The organism is Breznakia sp. PFB1-19 (assembly GCF_029893935.1).
Classification (GTDB): Bacteria; Bacillota_I; Bacilli_A; order Erysipelotrichales; family Erysipelotrichaceae; genus Breznakia; species Breznakia blatticola.
In genome coordinates this window covers 34,407-54,629 of sequence record NZ_JARXXJ010000010.1, presented here as the reverse complement: position 1 = coordinate 54,629, position 20,223 = coordinate 34,407, and the positions used below count along the sequence as shown (strand labels likewise).

At 34.0% G+C, this 20,223-nt stretch carries 18 protein-coding genes and 1 other annotated feature; of the genes, 14 read left to right on the top strand and 4 right to left on the bottom strand.

The window, feature by feature from the left end; translation table 11 throughout:
* Window positions 1-543: 543 nt before the first annotated feature.
* Window positions 544-1,005 (top strand): LytTR family DNA-binding domain-containing protein, encoded by a 462-nt coding sequence (locus M2098_RS06405; RefSeq protein WP_280682869.1) that lies wholly within the window; start codon window positions 544-546, stop codon window positions 1,003-1,005.
* Window positions 998-1,708, top strand: a complete 711-nt coding sequence (locus tag M2098_RS06400; RefSeq protein WP_280682868.1) for a hypothetical protein — start codon at window positions 998-1,000, stop codon at window positions 1,706-1,708. The genes M2098_RS06405 and M2098_RS06400 overlap by 8 nt, the downstream gene beginning before the upstream one ends.
* Window positions 1,709-2,161: 453 nt before the next feature.
* On the opposite strand, the gene M2098_RS06395 is transcribed toward M2098_RS06400, so the two are convergent.
* Window positions 2,162-2,569, bottom strand: coding sequence for a hypothetical protein (locus tag M2098_RS06395; protein WP_280682867.1), 408 nt, complete (start codon window positions 2,567-2,569; stop codon window positions 2,162-2,164).
* A gap of 128 nt (window positions 2,570-2,697) precedes the next feature.
* Between M2098_RS06395 and M2098_RS06390 the strand changes: the two genes are divergently transcribed.
* Both M2098_RS06390 and M2098_RS06385 read left to right on the top strand, forming a co-directional pair.
* Complete coding sequence (locus M2098_RS06390; RefSeq protein WP_280682865.1) at window positions 2,698-3,309, top strand: isochorismatase family cysteine hydrolase; 612 nt, start codon at window positions 2,698-2,700, stop codon at window positions 3,307-3,309.
* A 4-nt stretch (window positions 3,310-3,313) separates the two neighbouring features.
* Window positions 3,314-4,795, top strand: coding sequence for a nicotinate phosphoribosyltransferase (locus tag M2098_RS06385; protein WP_280682863.1), 1,482 nt, complete (start codon window positions 3,314-3,316; stop codon window positions 4,793-4,795).
* A 21-nt stretch (window positions 4,796-4,816) separates the two neighbouring features.
* On the opposite strand, the gene M2098_RS06380 is transcribed toward M2098_RS06385, so the two are convergent.
* Window positions 4,817-5,398, bottom strand: a complete 582-nt coding sequence (locus M2098_RS06380; protein ID WP_280682861.1) for a TetR/AcrR family transcriptional regulator — start codon at window positions 5,396-5,398, stop codon at window positions 4,817-4,819.
* 166 nt (window positions 5,399-5,564) lie between these two features.
* On the opposite strand from M2098_RS06380, the gene M2098_RS06375 reads away from it, so the two are divergent.
* Window positions 5,565-7,334 carry an oleate hydratase gene (locus M2098_RS06375; RefSeq protein WP_280682860.1) on the top strand — a complete coding sequence of 590 codons (1,770 nt, stop codon included), beginning with the start codon at window positions 5,565-5,567 and terminating at the stop codon, window positions 7,332-7,334.
* Window positions 7,335-7,368: 34 nt separating this feature from the next.
* Here the strand turns inward: M2098_RS06375 and M2098_RS06370 are convergent, their stop codons facing one another.
* Window positions 7,369-8,142: an alpha/beta fold hydrolase gene (locus tag M2098_RS06370; RefSeq protein ID WP_280682859.1), complete on the bottom strand. Its 774-nt coding sequence runs from the start codon at window positions 8,140-8,142 to the stop codon at window positions 7,369-7,371.
* Window positions 8,143-8,250: 108 nt separating this feature from the next.
* Window positions 8,251-8,488, top strand: a binding site (T-box leader).
* 33 nt (window positions 8,489-8,521) lie between these two features.
* On the opposite strand from M2098_RS06370, the gene M2098_RS06365 reads away from it, so the two are divergent.
* The 4 genes from M2098_RS06365 to M2098_RS06350 all read left to right on the top strand — a co-directional run bounded on the left by M2098_RS06365 (window position 8,522) and on the right by M2098_RS06350 (window position 11,981).
* Window positions 8,522-9,556, top strand: coding sequence for a methionine ABC transporter ATP-binding protein (locus M2098_RS06365; protein WP_280682858.1), 1,035 nt, complete (start codon window positions 8,522-8,524; stop codon window positions 9,554-9,556).
* The gene (locus tag M2098_RS06360) at window positions 9,556-10,293 is read left to right on the top strand and encodes a methionine ABC transporter permease (RefSeq protein ID WP_280682857.1); all 738 of its coding nucleotides are present in this window, start codon (window positions 9,556-9,558) and stop codon (window positions 10,291-10,293) included. Before M2098_RS06365 ends, M2098_RS06360 begins: the two co-directional genes overlap by 1 nt.
* A 26-nt stretch (window positions 10,294-10,319) precedes the next feature.
* Window positions 10,320-11,156, top strand: coding sequence for a MetQ/NlpA family ABC transporter substrate-binding protein (locus tag M2098_RS06355; protein WP_280682855.1), 837 nt, complete (start codon window positions 10,320-10,322; stop codon window positions 11,154-11,156).
* A 120-nt stretch (window positions 11,157-11,276) separates the two neighbouring features.
* Complete coding sequence (locus M2098_RS06350; RefSeq protein WP_280712712.1) at window positions 11,277-11,981, top strand: hypothetical protein; 705 nt, start codon at window positions 11,277-11,279, stop codon at window positions 11,979-11,981.
* Window positions 11,982-12,022: 41 nt separating this feature from the next.
* Here M2098_RS06350 and M2098_RS06345 read toward each other — a convergent pair whose 3' ends face one another.
* Complete coding sequence (locus M2098_RS06345) at window positions 12,023-14,122, bottom strand: glutamine synthetase III (RefSeq protein WP_134168690.1); 2,100 nt, start codon at window positions 14,120-14,122, stop codon at window positions 12,023-12,025.
* 463 nt (window positions 14,123-14,585) lie between these two features.
* On the opposite strand from M2098_RS06345, the gene M2098_RS06340 reads away from it, so the two are divergent.
* From M2098_RS06340 to murG, 5 genes are all read left to right on the top strand, one after another.
* Window positions 14,586-15,854, top strand: a complete 1,269-nt coding sequence (locus M2098_RS06340) for a glutamine synthetase family protein (protein ID WP_280682849.1) — start codon at window positions 14,586-14,588, stop codon at window positions 15,852-15,854.
* Between the two features lie 16 nt (window positions 15,855-15,870).
* On the top strand, window positions 15,871-16,437 hold the full coding sequence (locus M2098_RS06335) for an ANTAR domain-containing protein (RefSeq protein ID WP_280682848.1): 567 nt from the start codon (window positions 15,871-15,873) through the stop codon (window positions 16,435-16,437).
* Window positions 16,438-16,448: 11 nt separating this feature from the next.
* Window positions 16,449-18,056 carry a CTP synthase gene (locus M2098_RS06330; protein ID WP_280682847.1) on the top strand — a complete coding sequence of 536 codons (1,608 nt, stop codon included), beginning with the start codon at window positions 16,449-16,451 and terminating at the stop codon, window positions 18,054-18,056.
* Window positions 18,057-18,223: 167 nt separating this feature from the next.
* On the top strand, window positions 18,224-19,063 hold the full coding sequence (gene srtB, locus M2098_RS06325) for a class B sortase (RefSeq protein WP_134168700.1): 840 nt from the start codon (window positions 18,224-18,226) through the stop codon (window positions 19,061-19,063).
* 95 nt (window positions 19,064-19,158) lie between these two features.
* Complete coding sequence (gene murG, locus M2098_RS06320) at window positions 19,159-20,217, top strand: undecaprenyldiphospho-muramoylpentapeptide beta-N-acetylglucosaminyltransferase (RefSeq protein ID WP_280682846.1); 1,059 nt, start codon at window positions 19,159-19,161, stop codon at window positions 20,215-20,217.
* Window positions 20,218-20,223 lie beyond the last annotated feature (6 nt).

The window sequence follows — 20,223 nt, the reverse complement described above, 5'->3', positions numbered from 1 at the left end:
TCCTTATTATATAGGGCTTTTTTTGAAGCATTCTATTTTATTTGTATCTATATAATTGAAGGGAGTGATAGGTAATGAAGATACCAGCTACACGTTTTGAATTTGCTTTGTGCATATTTCTTGAGATAGCACATAACATGATGCTGAATTGAATTAGGAAAAAGTACAGAAATCGTACAAAAAATTGCCAAAAACGACTTAAATGACTGTAAAACAAATCAACATAAAAATACGATAAATATGCATGAATAAAGGATAATTCAACACAACTCATAAATGAGTCGTTGTATTTACATTTTGCCCATCGGTCGCCCCATATAAAGCAATAAACCTCTAGTAATAGAGGTTTTTATTATGCTCATTTGATTTTTGGCATACATTTGGCATACAATGTATGTCATTTTTATAATCTTAAGTGCAGATAACTGCTTAAAAGCGTGCATGATGCTCAATTGTTGCATCTTAACTGTAAATTCTTACCACTTAGCGTGAAAGCCTATGTTTTTTCATTGAGTTTAGTATAATACATGTAAGGAGAATTTTATGAAGATACACATTGAGTTAATTGAAGATGATAATGATGAAGAAATTGTCATTAAAACAAAAGATATAACTAAAGAAATAAAAGATATACAAAAATTCATCCAAAATCGACTCAAAGGGGTAAAACGGTTGGTACTATACAAGGGTGAAGAAGAATTGTATGTACCAGTGGAAAATATTCTCTTTTTTGAAACATCAGAAGATAGCGTGTATGCCCACACGAAAAATGATGCATATATGGTCAAGCATCGACTATACGAGTTAGAAAAAGAATTACCAGATTACTTTATGCGAGTAAGTAAATCGACGATTATAAATATCACTAAAGTGATGTCGATTCAAAAGAACCTCACAAGCAGCAGTTTGGTTCGGTTCACGAATAGTGTAAAAGAAGTTTATGTTTCAAGAATGTATTACAAAGAATTGAAGCTACGTCTTCACGAAAGGAGTTATTATGAATAAAAAAACAAATTGGCTATGGGGAATTGTGTTTATAGCAGTGGGGGTCATGATTGTACTTGTTCCTATGTTAGGATTATCTATCAATCTAATGCATATGATTTGGACTGTACTATTACTACTATGTGTTGTAAGTAATATTAAATACAGAAACTGGTTTTTAATTGTAATGCCACTATGTTTGGCAGTATGGATCAATCGTTCCTATCTACAAATTGAAGATGTCTTAAGCTTCTTTCCATTAATGGGTGCTGGGGTGTTTGTAAGCATTGGACTTTCTATTATATTCAAAGATCACTCATATCGTTACAATCATATTCGCTATCACCGTAGCGGAAAACATGCAGATTATACAAAACAAAGTAGTCATGATGAAAGTGTGATCAATATTGATACTGCATTATCAGGAAGCGCACAATATATACATTCACAAAATCTACGATTAATTACAGCAGAAGTTAGTTTAGGTTCTCTTCAATTATATTTACAACAAGCAAAACTAGATCCAGAGGGAGCGACAATCAAACTTGATGTGTCTCTTGCTACTCTTACTTTATATATTCCGAAAGAATGGAACACACAAGTTGATGTGTCTTCTAGTTTAGGTGGTGTAGATGAAGGTTTTCATGAAAGAGACTACAATCTACCAAAACTCCTTATTACTGGAGAAGTATCTCTTGGGAATTTAGAAATCATCTATATTTAGGTGATTTTTTATTTATTATTATATAATCCTACTAAATGTGTAGGAAATGCTTGACATTGTTTTCTTATATGGTATTATATAGACAGGATAGGAAAGGTATACATACCAAAACGTTCATCAGGGAAGGGTGGACAAATTAATATCTTATTTTCCTACTATAAAAGTAGGAAATGTCGAGTTTTTGTCTAAAATTCATTGTTATCCCCCCGAAACATTAATTTTGACATACGCTTTGTAGGAAGGGCGTCTACTCAAAATAAAAAGCAATCATCGACACGCATGATTGCTTTTTATTTTCGATTTATTTACATTTATGAAAAAATTCAAATTAATATTTACATTTCTTTGACCTATTGCTATAATGAACTAAGTAAAACGAGGTTAAATATCCCTTTCCTATCTTCCTACCTTGTTTTACATCCTAATTAATAAAGCCCAATTTAAGGGCTTTTTTTATGTTCTCCTTGAAAATTTTGTTTTACACTTTGGACAAGTGATTTCAATTTTACCTTTTCCACTAGGCACACGTACAACTTGTTTGCACTTAGGACATTTGTAGTACTTATGACTTTTATCTTCAAATCTGCGTTTTGTGCGTCTAAAAGGAGCACGGATTTTATACCACATTCCTAAAAACTTATTGTTTTCAATACGACGGCGATATACTTTACGTGAGAAGAAACGAAACCAGAAAATGATAAGCGGAATCCACGTTATTGTTGCAGTAATCCAATTACTACCCACAAATAATGCCATTACAATGTTGAAGACTACTGCAAATGCCAACAAGAAAGTGTTTAGTTGGTCATTTCCATAACGTCCTTGCATAAATTGATATAACTTGTATTTTAATTTATTCATGTCTACCTCTTTTGTATTAAGATATATTATATTCCTGTTAAAGAATAATACAAGGGCTGTTGATATTTTTCAGGTAAAGTTCACAGTTTGGTGTATAATAGTAATCATAAAGTAAAGGATGGAAGTTTATGGCAAAATTAAAACCAGAAACAATGGACACCTTGGCAAGGACATCTTTGTCTGAATTGCAGCGACCACATGTGTTTGTTGTGGATATGATTAATGGCTTTATCAAAGAAGGAGCACTTAGTGATTCTTACATTATGCATATTACAAATCCAATTCAAGATCTTGTAAAACAAGCACATGCAACGACATTTATATGTGATTCTCACAATTTGGATGCAAAAGAATTTGATGCTTACCCAATTCACTGTATTAAGGATACTAGTGAAAGTGAAGTGATTGATGAATTGCAACCACTAGTTAAACGATTGATTCATAAAAATAGTACCAATACATTTATGGCAAAAGAATTTCAAGATCAATTACCTGACTTATTAAGTCAATTTGATGATTTTGTCTTAGTTGGTTGTTGTACAGATATTTGCATTTTACACTTTGCATTAAGTTTACAAACATTTATCAATGAACATAATCTAAGTGATAAACGTGTTATTGTACCTATGAATATGGTGGAAACGTATGATATTCCAGAAGTACATTCTCGTGACAAGGCAAATCAAACTGCTTGTGAATTAATGATAAACAATGGTATTCAAGTTGTGGTAATGGAGTAATATTATGAAAACATACGATTTAAAATTTGATTTACGTGATGCACGTAATTTATCACTTGTGATGGACTTCTATGAGTTAACGATGTCGCAAGTGTACTTTAATGAAGGAAGACAAGATCAAGTAGTAACTTTTGATTACTTCTATCGTAAAAATCCAGATAATGGAGGATTTGCAATTTTTGCAGGACTAGAAGAATTGATTGGTTACATTCAAAACTTGCATTTTAATGAAGAAGATATTTTCTATTTACAATCATTGGGACGTTTCGATGAAAAGTTTCTGGATTATTTACGTCACTTTATTTTTACAGGTAATGTATATGCAGTAAAAGAGGGGACTGTCGTATTTCCAAACGAACCAATTATTCGTGTCGAAGCACCGATTATCGAAGCACAGTTAGTTGAAACGGCTTTGCTATTATGTTGTAATCATCAAAGTTTAATTGCAACAAAAGCAAATCGTGTCGTTCGTGCAAGTAAAGGTAGAAGTGTATTAGAGTTTGGAGCACGACGTGCACATAACTTTGATGCTGCAAACTATGGAGCAAGAGCAGCATATATTGGTGGGGTATTTGGAACAAGTAATACAAAAGCAGGACAAATGTTTCATATGCCTGTCTCAGGAACAATGGCGCATAGTTTTATTCAAAGCTATCCAAGTGAGTACGAAGCGTTTGTTGCATATGCAAAACACTTTCCAAAAGAAACATCATTATTGCTAGATACTTATGACACATTAAACAGTGGTCTACTTAATGCTATTCGTGTGCATAAAGAAGTTTTGCTACCACAAGGAAACTACTTACAAAGTGTTCGAATTGATAGTGGGGATATTGCCTATTTATCAAAACGGATTCGTGAACGTTTGGATGCAGAAGGAATGCAGGACACAAAAATTATCGCATCTAACTCATTTGATGAATATATTATTAAGTCATTAATTGATCAAGGTGCTAAAATTGATGTTTTTGGAGTTGGTGAAAACTTAATTTGCTCAAAAAGTTCTCCAGTCTTTGGAGGAGTGTATAAACTAAGTTCAATTAAAGAAGAAGATGGAAGTTATACGCCAAAAATTAAAGTATCAGATAATGCTATCAAGCTTACAAATCCTGGAAAGAAAGAATTATATCGTGTATATTGCTTAAAAAATGGAAAAGCACTTGCTGATTTATTAACACTCTCTCATGAAGTGTTAAATGAAAAAGAAGATCTTGTGATTTATCACCCGCAAGATGTTTGGAAGTTTAAAACTATTGAAAAAGGAACGTATCGTTTGGAACGCTTATTGGTTCCAATTATTGAACATGGAAATCTTGTTTATGATTGCCCAAGTTTAGAAGATATTCGCAAACATGCAGATGCAAGTAGAGAAACGATGTGGGATGAAATCTTACGTTTTGAATATCCACAAGAATACTATGTAGATTTATCGAAGGAATTGTTAGACTTGAAACTAAGCTTGTTAGAAAGTGTACGAAAAAAATAAAAGAGAATCGTGGATTCTCTTTTATTTTGGGATTTCATTTAAGCTTTTCAAACCGTGGTATACAAGGTTTGCAGTTAGTTTTTGATATTCAAGAAAGCTGATTTCATCTGGTTGTTCAAGCCACATGCGATAACAATGTACGATATTTTCAAGTACATAAGATGAAATGATTTGTGCAACCTTATCGTTGCAATGGTATTTCTTTAGAATATATGTTTTCACGTGTTTTGCATATCGCTTTTTTACACCGTTGAATATAAACATATAGGAGTTTGCTTGCATTAGGTAATTATAAAACGCTTGATCACAATTGATGAAATCATATACAACTTGCATTAGCAGTTCATAATTTATTTCATCAACATCTTTGAAGTTGCGATCATTGACCATCATCAATTGATTATAGATGGTATCTTGCAGTTCAATGAAATAATCATCAAGGGATGGATAGTGTATGTAAAAGGTCTTGCGATGAATTTTGCAGCGTTTAGTTACTTCTTGAACGGTAATTTTGTGGAAGGGCATTTCTACTATCATCTCTTTCAGTGTTTGATCAATGTGATGTTTTGTCTCTAATCCTTTTTCAATTTGTGATGTATTCATTTTTCTACCTCGTTCGTCAATTGTTTTACACACACCAGATTTTAAAATCTGGTTATTGTACCTCTATTGTACGCTAAATATAATAGGAGCATGCAACTAATGCACATGAACTAATTAATTATATAGTGGAAATGTATGCAGGAATGTTGAGATACAGGAGGAAGAAATGAAATATACAAATGGAAATTATGAAGCATTTGCTAGACCAAGAAAGCCACAAGGAGTTGATGATAAGTCTGCACATATTGTAGGTGCAGGTTTAGCAGGACTTGCTGCTGCGGTCTTCTTAATTCGTGATGGTCAAATGAAAGGTAGTAATATTCATATTTATGAAGAGTTAGGTATCAATGGTGGTTCTTTGGATGGAACATTTATACCACACGATGGATTTGTTGTCCGTGGTGGACGTGAAATGGAAAATCACTTTGAGTGTTTATGGGACTTATTTCGTTCTGTGCCATCACTAGAAGTAGAAAATGCATCTGTACTTGATGAGTTTTACTGGTTAGATAAAGATGATCCAAACTCTTCAAATTGTAGAATTATCGAAAACCGCGGACAAAGAGTTGCTGATGATGGTATGTTTACTTTAACAAAACAAGCCCAAAAAGAGATAGTTGAATTATTTATGACAAGTGAAGATCGTCTAATTGGTAAGAAAATAGAAGATGTATTTACAGATGAATTCTTCGCATCGAATTTCTGGATTTATTGGAGTAGCATGTTTGCTTTTGAAACATGGCATTCAGCTATTGAAATGCGTCGCTACATTATGCGTTTTATTCACCATATTAAAGGATTACCTGATTTCACTGCATTGAAATTCACGAAATATAATCAATATGAGTCATTAGTCAAACCATTATTGAGTTACTTGGAAAAAGAAGGTGTACATTTTGAGATGAATACACGAGTGGATAATGTACTTGTTGATATAACAGATCATAAGAAAGTCGCAAAAATTTTAAAACTTGTTAAGGATGACGAACCTATGGAAGTTGTACTATCAGAAAATGATTTAGTCTTTGTAACAAATGGTTCTATCACTGAAAGTTCAACGCAAGGGGATCACAACACACCTGCACGAATCACACATGAATTAGGTGGAAGTTGGAAGTTATGGAAAAACTTAGCGAGTCAAAGTAAAGAGTTTGGGAATCCAGATGTGTTCTGTGAAAATCTACCAGAAAGAAGTTGGTATGTTTCAGCAACAGTAACGTTTAAAAACTTTGATATCGAACCATATTTAGAACGTTTGACACACCGTAAAATGCGCTCAGGAAAAGTGGTGACTGGTGGAATTGTAACAGTGAAAGATTCAAATTGGATGTTATCATTTACAATGCATAGACAACCACACTTCAAGGAACAAAAAGATAATGAAAGTGTTGCATGGGTATATGCGCTATATTCTGGAATTCCAGGAAACTACATCAAAAAACCAGTTGAAGAGTGTTCGGGTAAAGAAATTGCTGCGGAGTTGATGTATCACTTAGGTGTACCAGAAAATCAAATTGATGCAATGGTAAATAGTTGTGTCTCAATTCCAGTGTATATGCCATTTATCACTTCGTATTTTATGGTACGTAAAGAAGGTGACCGTCCACTTGTCGTACCAAAAGATGCAGCGAATTTAGCTTTTATTGGAAATTTTGCGGATACAAAAAGAGATACCGTTTTCACAACTGAATATTCAGTTCGTACGGCAATGGAAGCTGTATATCAATTGCTTGATATTGAACGTGGTGTTCCTGAGGTCTTTGCATCAGCTTATGATCTTCGTGAACTTGCCAATTCAGTATATTATCTATCAGATAAAAAGAAACTTAGTGAAATGGAATTACCATTTGTTGAAAAACATTTGGTTAAACATTTCATGAAGAAAATAGATGGAACATATATTGAAGAATTACTTAAAAATGCAAAACTTTTATAAGTATGTGTCTATAAAAAATGAAGCGCTTGAATCATCAAGTTGCTTCATTTTTGTTTTGTATATCGACAGGTTGTTCTTCATTGTTTTCAGCATACGGATCAAAGGCTTGTGGTCGAAGTTTTGTCACGATTCGATCATGCATAAAAGCATCAAATAATTCATAGACCTCGTTGTTTGTATTTGTCATTAGCATTAAGCGATGAACACCCTCATGTAAGATGTATAAACGCTTTTCCTCGTGTTTTATCTTATTGTATGCATTAATACTACTGCGTAATGGAATTACAGGATCACTGTCACCGTGAACAAATAGAACTGGACAAGTGACTGCTGCAATATCATCCTTACATGCACTAACGACCTCACGAAATGCTTGTGTATGTTTCACTGACATATCGGATGGGTTTTTCTGTTGCGAGAGTAATTTTCCGACAACTTCTAAAACCGTTTTTGCACTAATATATTCAAATGCAGGGGCAAGCAGTATCAACTTCTTTACTGGATATTTACTTGCTATATGACTTGCAAGTACACCACCCATAGAAAAGCCGATAACATATACTTCATGATGTTTTAGAAGGAGTTGTTCCATTTGTATTTCACATCGCTGAATCCATTGATTTGCATTGGTATCTGCTTCATCTTTGTAGTCAAAGATATCAAAAGTCACAAACTCATAATCCTTTTGTCCCCATAATTTAAAGTTATCATATTCGTGTGAACGTCGACGCCCAAATCCATGGATACAAAGAATCACAGGTTTCTTATAAAAGCGACGATGGAACCATTTCTTTATAAATTGAATCATAGGTATATTATGACATAAAAGTAATGTGTCGTCACAATTTTTGAAAAAAAGATATGTAAAATCTGTTGACAATAAAAAATGAATAGCATAAAATGAACTCAATACAAAACAAATACGATGAAAAGAAGAGTAGAGTTTCAAAAGTCTTCATAGAGAGTCCTGGTTGGTGAAAAAGGATAAGATAAGTCGAACTTGAATATGGTCTTGGAGTAGTACAGTTGAGAGCTTGCTTTAGATTGTACCGTGTGCACCCGTTAACGTGCTAGAGTTTGATAGAACTTGAAGAGGTTATTGTAGTGATGCAATAATGAACTAAGGTGGTAACACGATGACATTCGTCCTTATGGGTGAATGTTTTTTTTATGATTTTGGAGGATATATGGAAAAGGTTGTCTTAAAACACATCTCGAAAACGTTTCAAGTAAAAACACATGATGTGCATGCAGTAAAAGATGTATCGCTAAGTGTGGATGAAGGTGATATCTTTGGTGTCATTGGATTTAGTGGAGCAGGAAAAAGTACACTTATACGTTGTATCAATTTGCTTGAAAGACCAACGAGTGGTGAAGTATGGGTAAATGGGAAAAACTTAATTGAATTACCAGCAAAGCAATTGCGTGAAGAACGTAAGAAAATCGGAATGATTTTTCAACATTTCAATCTGATGCGTTCAAGAACGGTTGCACAAAATATTGCCTATCCATTAAAAGGTAGTGGAAAAAGTAAAGCTGAAATCGAAGCAAAAGTAAGTGAATTACTTGAACTTGTAGAATTATCAGATAAAGCAAAAGCATATCCAAGTCAACTGTCTGGTGGACAAAAACAAAGAGTTGCCATTGCAAGAGCGCTTGCAAATGATCCAAGTATCTTGCTTTGTGATGAAGCAACAAGCGCACTGGATCCACAAACAACACAATCGATATTGCAATTGCTAAAAGAAGTTAATGAGAAGTTAAAACTTACAATTATTATCATCACGCATGAAATGGCGGTTGTAAAACAAATTTGTAATCGTGTTGCGATTATGGAAAATGGAGTTGTGGTTGAACAAGGAAATATCGTGGATATCTTCAGTAACCCACAAAATCAGACAACAAAGAACTTCATTAATACGACAACATCGATTAATGAAATATATGAAATGATTGAAGAAGAAAATCCGCTTGTTAAGTTGGAAGAAAATGAAACGATGCTTCGTTTAACCTATGGTTCAACTAACACCGATGAACCAATCATGTCAGAATTGGTTAACCAGTTTAATTTAGAATTTAATATCGTATTTGCGAATGTTGAAGTACTAAGTGCAACTCCAATTGGAAATCTTGTTGTAAAACTAAAAGGTGAAACCAAAGATAGACACGATGCTATTTCATATATTGAAAAACAAGGTGTGAAAGTTGAGGTGTTAAATTAATGGGAAGTCAAATTTCACAATTCTTTGAATTGATCATTGGTAAAGTTATTGAATTAGTTGATCATATACTACCAATGGAATTTATGAATGATCCAATTATGGTGAAAGAATTAGTTAATGCAACTTGGGAAACCATATGGATGTTACTTGCATCAGGTATTGTTGCATTATTACTTGGACTACTTGTTGGAGTGGTTGTGACAGTTACAAACAAAGATGGCTTGTTAGAAAACAAATGTGTCTACTTTGTATTTGATAAATTTATCAATTTCTTTAGAGCCGTACCATTTGTTATTTTGATTCCATTGATGATGGGATTATCAAGAGTACTTGTAGGTACAGCAACAGGGACCACAGGAATGCTTGTGACACTTGTTTTTGGGATTATTCCATTCTTTGCTAGGCAAGTACAAAGTGCATTAGCAGATGTGGATTCTGGACTAATTGAGGCAAGTATCTCAATGGGGGATTCCCCCTTACAAATTATTACAAGAGTTTACATTAAAGAAAGTATTCCAGGATTGATACGTTCTATATCGATGACACTTGTTTCTGCATTAGGACTTACCGCAATGGCAGGACAAGTTGGAGGTGGAGGATTAGGTGCCTTCGCTATTCGTTATGGATATCAAAGACATGAACTTGATGCAACATGGACAACAGTAGTAATTATTTTACTTATTGTTGTAATTATTGAATCAAGTGCAAACTATTTCGCAAAAAAATTAACACATTAAAAGTGTATCTTAAGGAGGATAAGAAGATGAAAAAAATTATTGCAAGCTTAATTGTTGGTTTATTGGTTTTAACAGGATGTGGAGGATCAGATGATAGTGCAGATGCTGATGACAAACTAGAAAAGATTACGGTTGCAGCAAGTGCGACACCACATGCTGAGATTTTAGAAGAAGTAAAAGAAGATTTAAAAGAAGCGGGATATGAATTAGAAGTAAAAGTATTTGATGATTACATTTTACCAAATACAGTTGTGGATGATGGAGAAATCGATGCAAACTTCTTCCAACACGAACCATACTTAATCAGTTTTAATGAAGATAATGGAACAGATTTAGTAGCTGTAGCAAATATTCACATTGAACCTTTAGGAATTTATGCAAAAGATAATGAAAAAACTAACTCTGATTTTTCAGTTGCAGATGTAAAAGAAGGTGCAGTTATTACCATTCCAAATGATCCATCAAATGAATACCGTGCATTACTATTATTACAAGAAAAAGGAATTATCAAAATCAAAGATAGCAACAACTTAAAATCAACAGTTGTAGATATTGTTGAGAATCCAAAAAATGTAGAAATTAAAGAAGTGGAAGCAGCTGGAATTCCAGCAACACTGCCAGATGTTGATTACGCTGTAATTAATGGAAACTATGCACTTACAAATAAAGTAGAAGATAAACTAATTGTTGCTGAAACAAAAGATTCAAAAGGTGCATTAAAATATGCAAACATCCTTGCTGTTAAAAAAGGAAACGAAGACAGTGCAAAAACAAAAGCCTTAATTAAAGCGTTACAAACAGAAAAAGTTAAAACATTCATTGAAGAAACATTTGGTGATTTAGTTATTCCAGCTTTTGATTAATTATTTTGACCCAATAGAGAATATCTGTTGGGTTTTCTTATGTGCATGAATCAATAATAGACAAGCATTTCTTATTTGTATGGTATAATCAATGCAAGGAGCGTGAGGTCTATGGAGTTTGTGAAACGAAATAAAATTTTTGTTGCACTTGCATCAGTGCTTTTGCTATTGATTGCAATATTGACTTATGAGTTTGTTCAGCCAAGTAACACCCCAAACACGGTTGTTGCAGGAAATGATAGTGAGAAAACTACAAGCATTTCTAATTTCTCGCTAAAGTTGACTTCTGCAAATGACTTAACGTTTCATTGGGAAATAAATCAAGGTGTTGAAACAATTTCAAAGATTGAGATTTTTCATGATACAACCTTATTAAAAGATGTCACTAGCCAAGCAGTTTACTCAACTCCATTATTTCAAAGTGGAATTAAAACAGGAAATAATGAGTTTAATTTAAAAGTAACGTTAGGAAATGGGAAAGTACTAGAAAAACGTTTGTATCGTTATATCGATGAGGTATTGAATTTCAAGGAGGAACATCGTCTTGAAGGAACTACTTTATATATGGAAACAACATATTATGTGCAAAAAGATCAAAAGCCACGCACACCAATGGTTTCTTATACACTAAATCAAAAGGGAGTTATTCCATTTGAGTATGTGAAAAGTGAAACTGTAAAAGTTGAAGGTGATTACCAACAGCAAAAAGATTATTATACATTTGATCTGTCTCAAGTGAATTCAGGAACATATGTGTTCTCCTTGAGTTTTAATTATAATGAGTATAATTTAGTGTTTAAACGAACAGTCAGTGTAGACATATAAAAAGCCTCGCAATAAAGCGAGACTTTTTTATATATTTAAGATTAATCTGCTACTGAGTATAGTAAATCTCCATAGGATGGGAATGGCCAGTATTCTTTTGAACAGTTTTGTTCAATTTCATCGACCACTGCACGTAAGTCTACCATTTTTGCTAATACACTTTCACCATAGTATGTCGCATTTTTAATGTTATCGCTAATGCCGTTTGCGGCAACAATATCATCTGCTAATAACTCGGTTTTTGTGTATACTTCATGGATTAACTTGTTTAGTTTTTTAATCATAGCTTCTTCAGTAATGCAATCTAAATCAGCAACAATTGATTTTTTTACAGCGACAGTTTCACTTAAGTCCTTAATGTATTTTAAGACGGAAGGGATAATGTTTTTCTTTGCCATATTTACCATTGTTTCTGCTTCAATATTGATTGCTTTTGAGTATTCCTCAATTAATACATCCATACGAGCTTTCATTTCATTGACAGTATAGATATGATTTGAAGTAAAGAGTTCTACATTTTTAGCATCCATATAGTGAGGAAGTGCTTCATATGTAGTACGCAAGTTTAGTAAACCACGATTTTGTGCTTCAACTACCCAACTATCATCATATCCATTTCCATTAAAGATGATGCGTTTGTGTTTTGTGAATGTTTCTTTGATTAAATCATGTAAATCTTTTTGAAGATCACTAGATGCTTCTAAGCGGTCAGCAAATTCTTTAAATGCTTGTGCAACAATCGTATTTAACATGATGTTTGGACAAGAAATAGATAGTTGAGAACCAAGCATACGGAACTCGAATTTATTCCCTGTAAAGGCAAAAGGGGAAGTACGGTTACGATCCGTATTGTCTTTTTTAAATTCTGGTAGTGAGTCAACACCAATTTCAATCTTTCCAGCACTGTGGTTACATTGAGGTTTATCTTCAATGATACATTCAATGATGGCTTCTAAATCTGTACCTGTGAAAATAGAGATAATTGCAGGAGGTGCTTCTTGTGCCCCTAAACGGTGATCGTTTCCAGCACTTGCAACTGAGATTCGCAATAAATCTTGGTTTTCATCAACCGCTTTAACTAAAGCTGCAAGAACCAATAAAAATTGTGCGTTTTCTTCAGGTGTTGCACCTGGTTCTAATAAGTTTTCACCTTGGTCAGTAGCCATTGACCAGTTATTGTGTTTTCCTGAACCGTTAATACCTGCGAATGGTTTCTCATGAAGTAGACAAACAAGTCCATGACGAAGTGCCACTTTCTTCATAATTTCCATTGTTAGTTGGTTTTGGTCTGTAGCAACATTAGTAAGTGTGAAGATTGGTGCAAGCTCATGTTGCGCAGGAGCAACTTCGTTGTGTTGCGTTTTGGCAAGAACCCCAAGTTTCCATAATTCAACGTTTAAGTCATCCATAAAACGAGCAACTTTTGGTTTTAATACACCAAAGTAATGGTCATCAAGTTCTTGTGTTTTTGGGGGACGAGCTCCATATAGGGTGCGTCCTGTATAAATTAAATCTTTGCGTTTATCCCATAGATTTTTATCAATAAGGAAGTATTCTTGTTCAGCACCAACAGTTGTATTCACTCGTTTTACATCGGTTTTGCCAAAAAGTTTAAGAATACGTAACGCTTGACGATTTAGTAATTCTTGTGATTTCAGTAATGGTGTTTTCTTATCAAGTGATTCTCCATTGTATGACATGAATACACTCGGAATACAAAGAATTCCTTCTTTGATAAACACACATGAGGTTGGATCCCAACCCGTGTATCCACGAGCTTCATATGTATCACGTAGTCCACCATTTGGGAAACTTGAAGCATCTGGTTCACCTTTGATTAATTCCTTACCAGAAAATTCCATAATGATACTACCATCTCCACTAGGGGTAATGAATGCATCGTGTTTTTCTGCTGTAATTCCTGTCATTGGTTGGAACCAGTGTGTGTAATGCGTTGCACCATTTTCAATTGCCCAGTCTTTCATGGCAGTTGCAATCGTACTCGCACATTCTGGATCAAGCGGTTTTCCTTCTTCAATCGTTGCTTTATATTTCTTGTAAATGTCTTTAGGCAGTTTTGCCTTCATACAACGATCGTCGAAAACCTTCGATCCGAAAATCTCAGTAACGTTAGTTCTCATAGTTCTCCTCCTGAATAAACAAAAAGGGTGCCGTAGACAAAAATATATCTACAGCACCCTTGCTGTTACCATGAGTTTAATCAATAATTACGTATAAGTCAAGGTTAATTTGAATCTTTTTTACCAATATCACTTACTTTGATTGCAATGTAAAGTAATAACATCAATTGAATAACATCATAGATAAATTTGTACATGATAAACTCCTTTCCTTTACGCTTATGATTGTGTTTCTAAGACAAGTGTAGCACATACACATAAAAGAGTTAACCCTACAGGATTCCTTGATAGAAGTGCTATATGTAAAGTATATGTAAATTACATACAATTTTTAGTAATCTATTTTGCATAATGTAAAAAGTGTGATATGAATAGAAAGAGTTACAAGTATGAAATCTTTTATTGACAGGGATTTAGTTGTAAACTATAATCATAAAATAGATTTTGAAGAAGGAGTGTGACTATGGAGCTACAAGATATTTTGCAATACATTAAACAGCATCATGTGAAATTTGTGCGACTCGCTTTTTGCGACATTTTTGGAACCCTCAAAAATCTCTCAATTAATGCAGAAGACTTCGAAGATGCAACAACATTTGGAGTTAACTTGGATGCTTCTATAGTTAACGGTTTTATGAACTTCAAAAAAACGGATTTACTCTTGTTTCCAGATTTGGAAACCATGACAGTACTGCCTTGGCGCAGCAATCATGAGAAAGTTGTTCGTTTTTTTTGTGATATTCGTCATGTGGATCACCGTCCATTTGAAGGTGATGGTCGTTATATTTTAAAGCAAGCGATGGAAGCTTGTGAAGCCTATGGATATACACCACGAATTGGAATTGAAAGTGAGTTTTATGTTTTTAAAAATGATGAAGATGGGAAACCGACAAATCTTCCAGTCGATGATGCATCGTATTTAGATGTTACACCACTTGATAAGTGTGAAAACATTCGTCGTGATGTATGTTTGGCTCTTGGTGAAATGGGGGTAAAAACAACTCTTTCCTATCATGAAAAAGGTCCTGGACAAAATGTTATTATGTTTCAAAAAGACCATGCACTACCTAGTGCTGACAATTTTATCACCTTTAAAAATGCGGTAAAAAGCATTGCGTTGGTAAATGATTTGTATGCAAGTTTTATGCCACGCCCAATGGCAAATGAGGCTGGTAGTGGACTTCGTATTAAAGTGATTTTAAGTAAAAATGATCGTAATATTTTTGATGATGAATTTGAAGTTAATATTCAAGAACAAAGAAGTTTCATCGCTGGAATATTAAATCGAATTGATGATATGAGTGCGTTTTTAAATCCAATACATAATTCATATGAACGTCTAGGACGTGAAAAAGCACCAAAATATATAACGTGGTCAAAAGAAAATGAAAGTGAATTAATTCGTGTTAGTGAGAAAAATGATGAATATTCATTCATTACACTACGTTCACCTGATGCAGCATGCAATCCATATATCAGTTTTGCCTTATTGTTGTTTGCTGGAGTCGAAGGAATGAAAAATCATGAAGAACTTCATGAAAATACGAAAAGCCCAAGAATGCTACCAGGTAGTTTAAAAGAAGCAATTAAGAAACTAGAGACATCAGAGTTTATTAAAACGTATTTAAATGAGAAAACACTTGAGACATTTATTCGTGCCAAAAAAGAAGAAGTAGAACAATTTGATAAAGAAGCTTCTTTTGCCTTGGATCCGTACTTCCGCCTGATTTAGTAGGAGTGGATACAGTATGCCAAGTTGTTTAATTGTATCGAGTTTGGATAAAAGTTTAGATGCACTGACGAAACTTTTATCAAGTATCGATTTAAAGAAAATAGAATGTGTAAAAAGTGCAGCAGAAGCAAGAGTGGTTCTTGCAAAACAAGCATTTGATATGGTGTTGATCAATGCTCCATTATCAGATGAATTTGGACATGAATTGACATTACAAATTACAGAAAACTCTACAAGTGGTGTCCTTTTTCTGGTGAAAAATGAACTGGTTGATGAACTGAGTGGAAAACTAACAAGACATGGTGTTATGGTTATTGGAAAACCGTTGAATCGTCATATGTTTACACAAGCGGTTCGTATGGGATTATCCACACATCAACGCTTGTCACAAGCAGAAAAAGAGAATTTGCGATTACATGCCAAAGTGGAAAATTTAGAATTGATCAGTCGTGCAAAATACACACTGATGGAGTATTTGAATATGGGAGAAGCGCAAGCACATCGTTATATAGAAAAGAAAGCGATGGATGCTAGAATTTCCAAAGAAGAAGTTGCGAAAGATATATTAAAAACATATGGTTAGAAGGAGTTAAGATGAGAAAATACATATTTGTTACCGGTGGAGTAGTAAGTGGATTAGGTAAAGGGATAACCGCAGCAAGTTTAGGACGTATGTTGAAAGAACGTGGGTTGAAAGTCATCGCACAAAAGATGGATCCATATATCAATGTGGATTGTGGAACCATGTCACCATACCAACATGGGGAAGTGTTTGTTACCGATGATGGTGCTGAAACCGATTTGGATTTAGGACACTATGAACGTTTTATCGATGAAGATCTGAATCGATTTTCAAATCTAACAAGTGGAAAAGTGTATTGGAATGTATTAAACAAAGAACGTAAAGGTGAATACTTAGGAGATACAGTTCAAGTTATTCCACATATTACGCAAGAAATTAAAGATTTTATTTATGCTGTAGGTGATGAAGATGAAGCAGATATTGTCATCTCAGAAATTGGTGGAACAACAGGAGATATTGAATCGCAACCATTCTTGGAAGCAATTCGTCAAGTCGGTTTAGAAGTTGGACGTGAAAACGTATTATTTATTCACGTTACACTTGTTCCTTACATTAAAAGTAGTGGAGAACACAAAAGTAAACCAACCCAACATAGTGTAAAACAACTGCAAAGTTTAGGGATTTCACCAGACATCATCGTTTGTCGTGCAGATGAAGATTTAGAACCAAGTATCTTACAAAAGATTTCACTATTCTGTAATGTAAAGCAAGATTGTGTAATTCAAAATAAAACACTACCTGTGTTATATGAAGCACCATTAATGCTTGAAGAAGCAAACTTCTCGGATATTGTATGTCGTGAGTTACATTTAAAGACAAAGAAACCGGATGTAAGTGAATGGAAAAATCTAGTAAAACGTATTAAACACGTAAATAAAGAAGTGCATATCGCTTTAGTTGGTAAATATGTAAAACTACATGATGCCTATTTATCTGTTGTTGAAGCATTAAAACATGGTGGATATGAAAATGATGCGGATGTAAAAATTACATGGGTAGACAGTGAAGCACTAACGGATGAAAACTGCTCGAAATATTTCGAAGGTATGGATGGAATTATCTTACCTGGTGGCTTTGGTGGCCGTGGTATTGAAGGTATGATTGCAGCATGTCACTATGCACGTGTGAATAATATTCCATATTTTGGTATTTGTTTAGGAATGCAAATTGCATCCATTGAGTTTGCGCGTTACGGATTAGGCTTAATGGATGCAAATTCAAGTGAGTTTACACCTGCAGGAGCAAACAATGTAATTGACTTGATGGAAAGTCAAGTTGATGTAACATCTAAAGGTGGAACGATGCGTTTAGGTGCATATCCTTGTCATATCCAAGCAAATAGTATTTTACATAAAGCGTACCAAAGTGATGATATTAGTGAACGTCACCGTCATCGCTATGAGTTTAATAATGCATATCGTGAACGATTCCAAGAAAATGGAATGCATATTACTGGGACAAGTCCTGACAATATGCTGGTAGAAGCAGTAGAATTTAGTGATAATAAATTCCATATCGGTGTACAATATCACCCTGAATTTAAATCACGTCCAAATAAAGCACACCCACTGTTCCGTGAGTTTATTAAAGTTGCAGTGGAAAATAAGCATTTAGTATAACATGCAAACCGGATTTTATATCCGGTTTGTTTCATGTTTAGAACAATTTGGGATTGTTTCAAAGTCAAAGATTTGGTATGGTTATCGTATTAATAAAATACATAATGTAAATAGGTGTACAAGATGTGATTTTTGCATATAATGAAGTGTAGAAAAGTGAGGGAAACATGGCAAGAAAAGAAAAGGTTAAAAAAGAGAAAAAGAAAGTTGGACCTGTACGTCGACTGATCGAAACGCTGTTGTTGATTGTGGCAATATGTGTATTTATCTATGCAGGATTCAATTTATATAAAATTTATTCACAAAACTGGGAAGAAAGTAAAGAAACCGAAAAACTACAAGAAATTATTAATGTACCAAAAGATGAGAAAAAGCTGGATACATTTGAACCTGATTTTGCAGGAATAAGAGAAATAAATCCGGATATTGTTGGATGGATTGTCGTGTTAGATACAGATATTTCATATCCAGTCGTAAAAGGACAAGATAATGAATATTACTTAACACATACGGCATATCATACAAATAACTATGCAGGAGCAATCTTCATGGATTATCGTCAAAATCCAGATTTATCTGCAAAAAATACGTTTATTTATGGACATAATGTGCATCACGGAACCATGTTTGCTGAATTAGCTAATTACATGGATCAGTCATTTTTAAATGAACACCGTTATTTCTATTACTATACGCCTGAAGCAAACTACAAACTTGAGGTATATAGCGCATATGTAGATAAGGGAACTTCAGATAGTTATACATTAAGTTATGCAGATGATAATGCATATCAAAATTATTTGAATTATGTAAAATCATTAAGTCGCGTGCAAACAGATGTGGAAATGAGTGCAGATGATCATATGATTACGTTATATACATGTTCATACGAGTCGGGACAAAACCCATCAAATACAAATACATCAGATATTGAAGATCGTTACTTTATTCATGGTAAAATCATCAAAGCCTTAAAAGGTGATTTACCAAAGACTAACGAAATATAGTAAAAATTACCAGGAGTAAAAGCTTCTGGTTTTTTCTTGTCCTTTATGCATTTCTACACGCATTTTATGATATAATATTCACCAGGAGTGATATATTGAAAATACTCATGGTGACAGGTGGTACTGGAGGACATATTTATCCAGCACTTGCTCTGGCAGATTATATAAAGGAACACAAAGGGTATCCGGTAACTTTTATCGGAAATGAAGACCGTATGGAAGCAACACTCATACCGGAAAAAGGGTATGCTTTTTATGGTTTAAAAACAAGTGGTCTTGCAGGTAGTATCGTAAAAAAGGGAAAGGCAGTTTTCCAAAGTTTACGTGCAATCAATAAAGCAAAAGCCATTTTAAAAAAAGAAAACCCGGATGTGATTATCGCTTTTGGTGGGTATGTGAGTTTACCCGTATGTATCGCTGCGAAGAAATTAAAAAAGAAAGTCATTCTTCACGAGCAAAATTCAATTGCAGGAAAGGCAAATAAAATGGCAAGTCGGTATGCAGACTGTGTCATAATTTGTTATGAGAATGCACGGAAAGATTTTCCAGATAACAAAGTATTGTTACTTGGAAATCCAAGAGCAACGCTTGCAAGTAAACACGCTTTTAATCAAGCTAGTTTTGATGCACTAGGTTTAGATTCATCAAAACCACTTGGTTTAATTGTTATGGGTTCACTTGGTAGTAGTAGTGTTGCACATAAGTTAAAGGAAATTCTACCAAACATTCAAGATGTTAATTTCTTATATGTTGCAGGAAAAAATAACATAGAAAGTGCACAAGAACTTGTGGCAGACAATGTTAAAGTTGTTGATTATGTAGATCAATTAGCGATTATTGATGCATTTGATTTTGTTATTTGTAGAGCAGGAGCTACAACTGCTGCTGAACTTGCAGCAAGTGGGACACTGAGTATTCTCATCCCAAGTCCCTTTGTAGCAAATAACCATCAATACTATAATGCAAAAGCAATGGTTGATGATGGATACGCATTTATGATTGAGGAAAAAGATGTAGATGAAAAACATCTGCAAGACTATATTGAAACATACATTTGCAAGCCAGATCTTGCAAAAAAGATGAAAGAAGCGGCAATTGCACATGGCTTTCAGGATGCCTGTCAGAATATTGTCGAAGTTATTGAAAAAATCTAGGAGAGC

What these genes read in the sequence shown, in the direction of transcription:
- M2098_RS06360 (WP_280682857.1), top strand. Translation starts at nt 9,556, where the DNA reads ATGGGAAGTCAAATTTCACAATTCTTTGAATTGATCATTGGTAAAGTT.
- M2098_RS06385 (WP_280682863.1), top strand. Translation starts at nt 3,314, where the DNA reads ATGAAAACATACGATTTAAAATTTGATTTACGTGATGCACGTAATTTA.
- M2098_RS06390 (WP_280682865.1), top strand. Translation starts at nt 2,698, where the DNA reads ATGGCAAAATTAAAACCAGAAACAATGGACACCTTGGCAAGGACATCT.
- M2098_RS06345 (WP_134168690.1), bottom strand. Translation starts at nt 14,122, where the DNA reads ATGAGAACTAACGTTACTGAGATTTTCGGATCGAAGGTTTTCGACGAT.
- M2098_RS06340 (WP_280682849.1), top strand. Translation starts at nt 14,586, where the DNA reads ATGGAGCTACAAGATATTTTGCAATACATTAAACAGCATCATGTGAAA.
- M2098_RS06365 (WP_280682858.1), top strand. Translation starts at nt 8,522, where the DNA reads ATGGAAAAGGTTGTCTTAAAACACATCTCGAAAACGTTTCAAGTAAAA.
- M2098_RS06405 (WP_280682869.1), top strand. Translation starts at nt 544, where the DNA reads ATGAAGATACACATTGAGTTAATTGAAGATGATAATGATGAAGAAATT.
- M2098_RS06330 (WP_280682847.1), top strand. Translation starts at nt 16,449, where the DNA reads ATGAGAAAATACATATTTGTTACCGGTGGAGTAGTAAGTGGATTAGGT.
- M2098_RS06335 (WP_280682848.1), top strand. Translation starts at nt 15,871, where the DNA reads ATGCCAAGTTGTTTAATTGTATCGAGTTTGGATAAAAGTTTAGATGCA.
- M2098_RS06400 (WP_280682868.1), top strand. Translation starts at nt 998, where the DNA reads ATGAATAAAAAAACAAATTGGCTATGGGGAATTGTGTTTATAGCAGTG.
- M2098_RS06395 (WP_280682867.1), bottom strand. Translation starts at nt 2,569, where the DNA reads ATGAATAAATTAAAATACAAGTTATATCAATTTATGCAAGGACGTTAT.
- M2098_RS06355 (WP_280682855.1), top strand. Translation starts at nt 10,320, where the DNA reads ATGAAAAAAATTATTGCAAGCTTAATTGTTGGTTTATTGGTTTTAACA.
- M2098_RS06375 (WP_280682860.1), top strand. Translation starts at nt 5,565, where the DNA reads ATGAAATATACAAATGGAAATTATGAAGCATTTGCTAGACCAAGAAAG.
- M2098_RS06380 (WP_280682861.1), bottom strand. Translation starts at nt 5,398, where the DNA reads ATGAATACATCACAAATTGAAAAAGGATTAGAGACAAAACATCACATT.
- M2098_RS06370 (WP_280682859.1), bottom strand. Translation starts at nt 8,142, where the DNA reads ATGATTCAATTTATAAAGAAATGGTTCCATCGTCGCTTTTATAAGAAA.
- srtB (WP_134168700.1), top strand. Translation starts at nt 18,224, where the DNA reads ATGGCAAGAAAAGAAAAGGTTAAAAAAGAGAAAAAGAAAGTTGGACCT.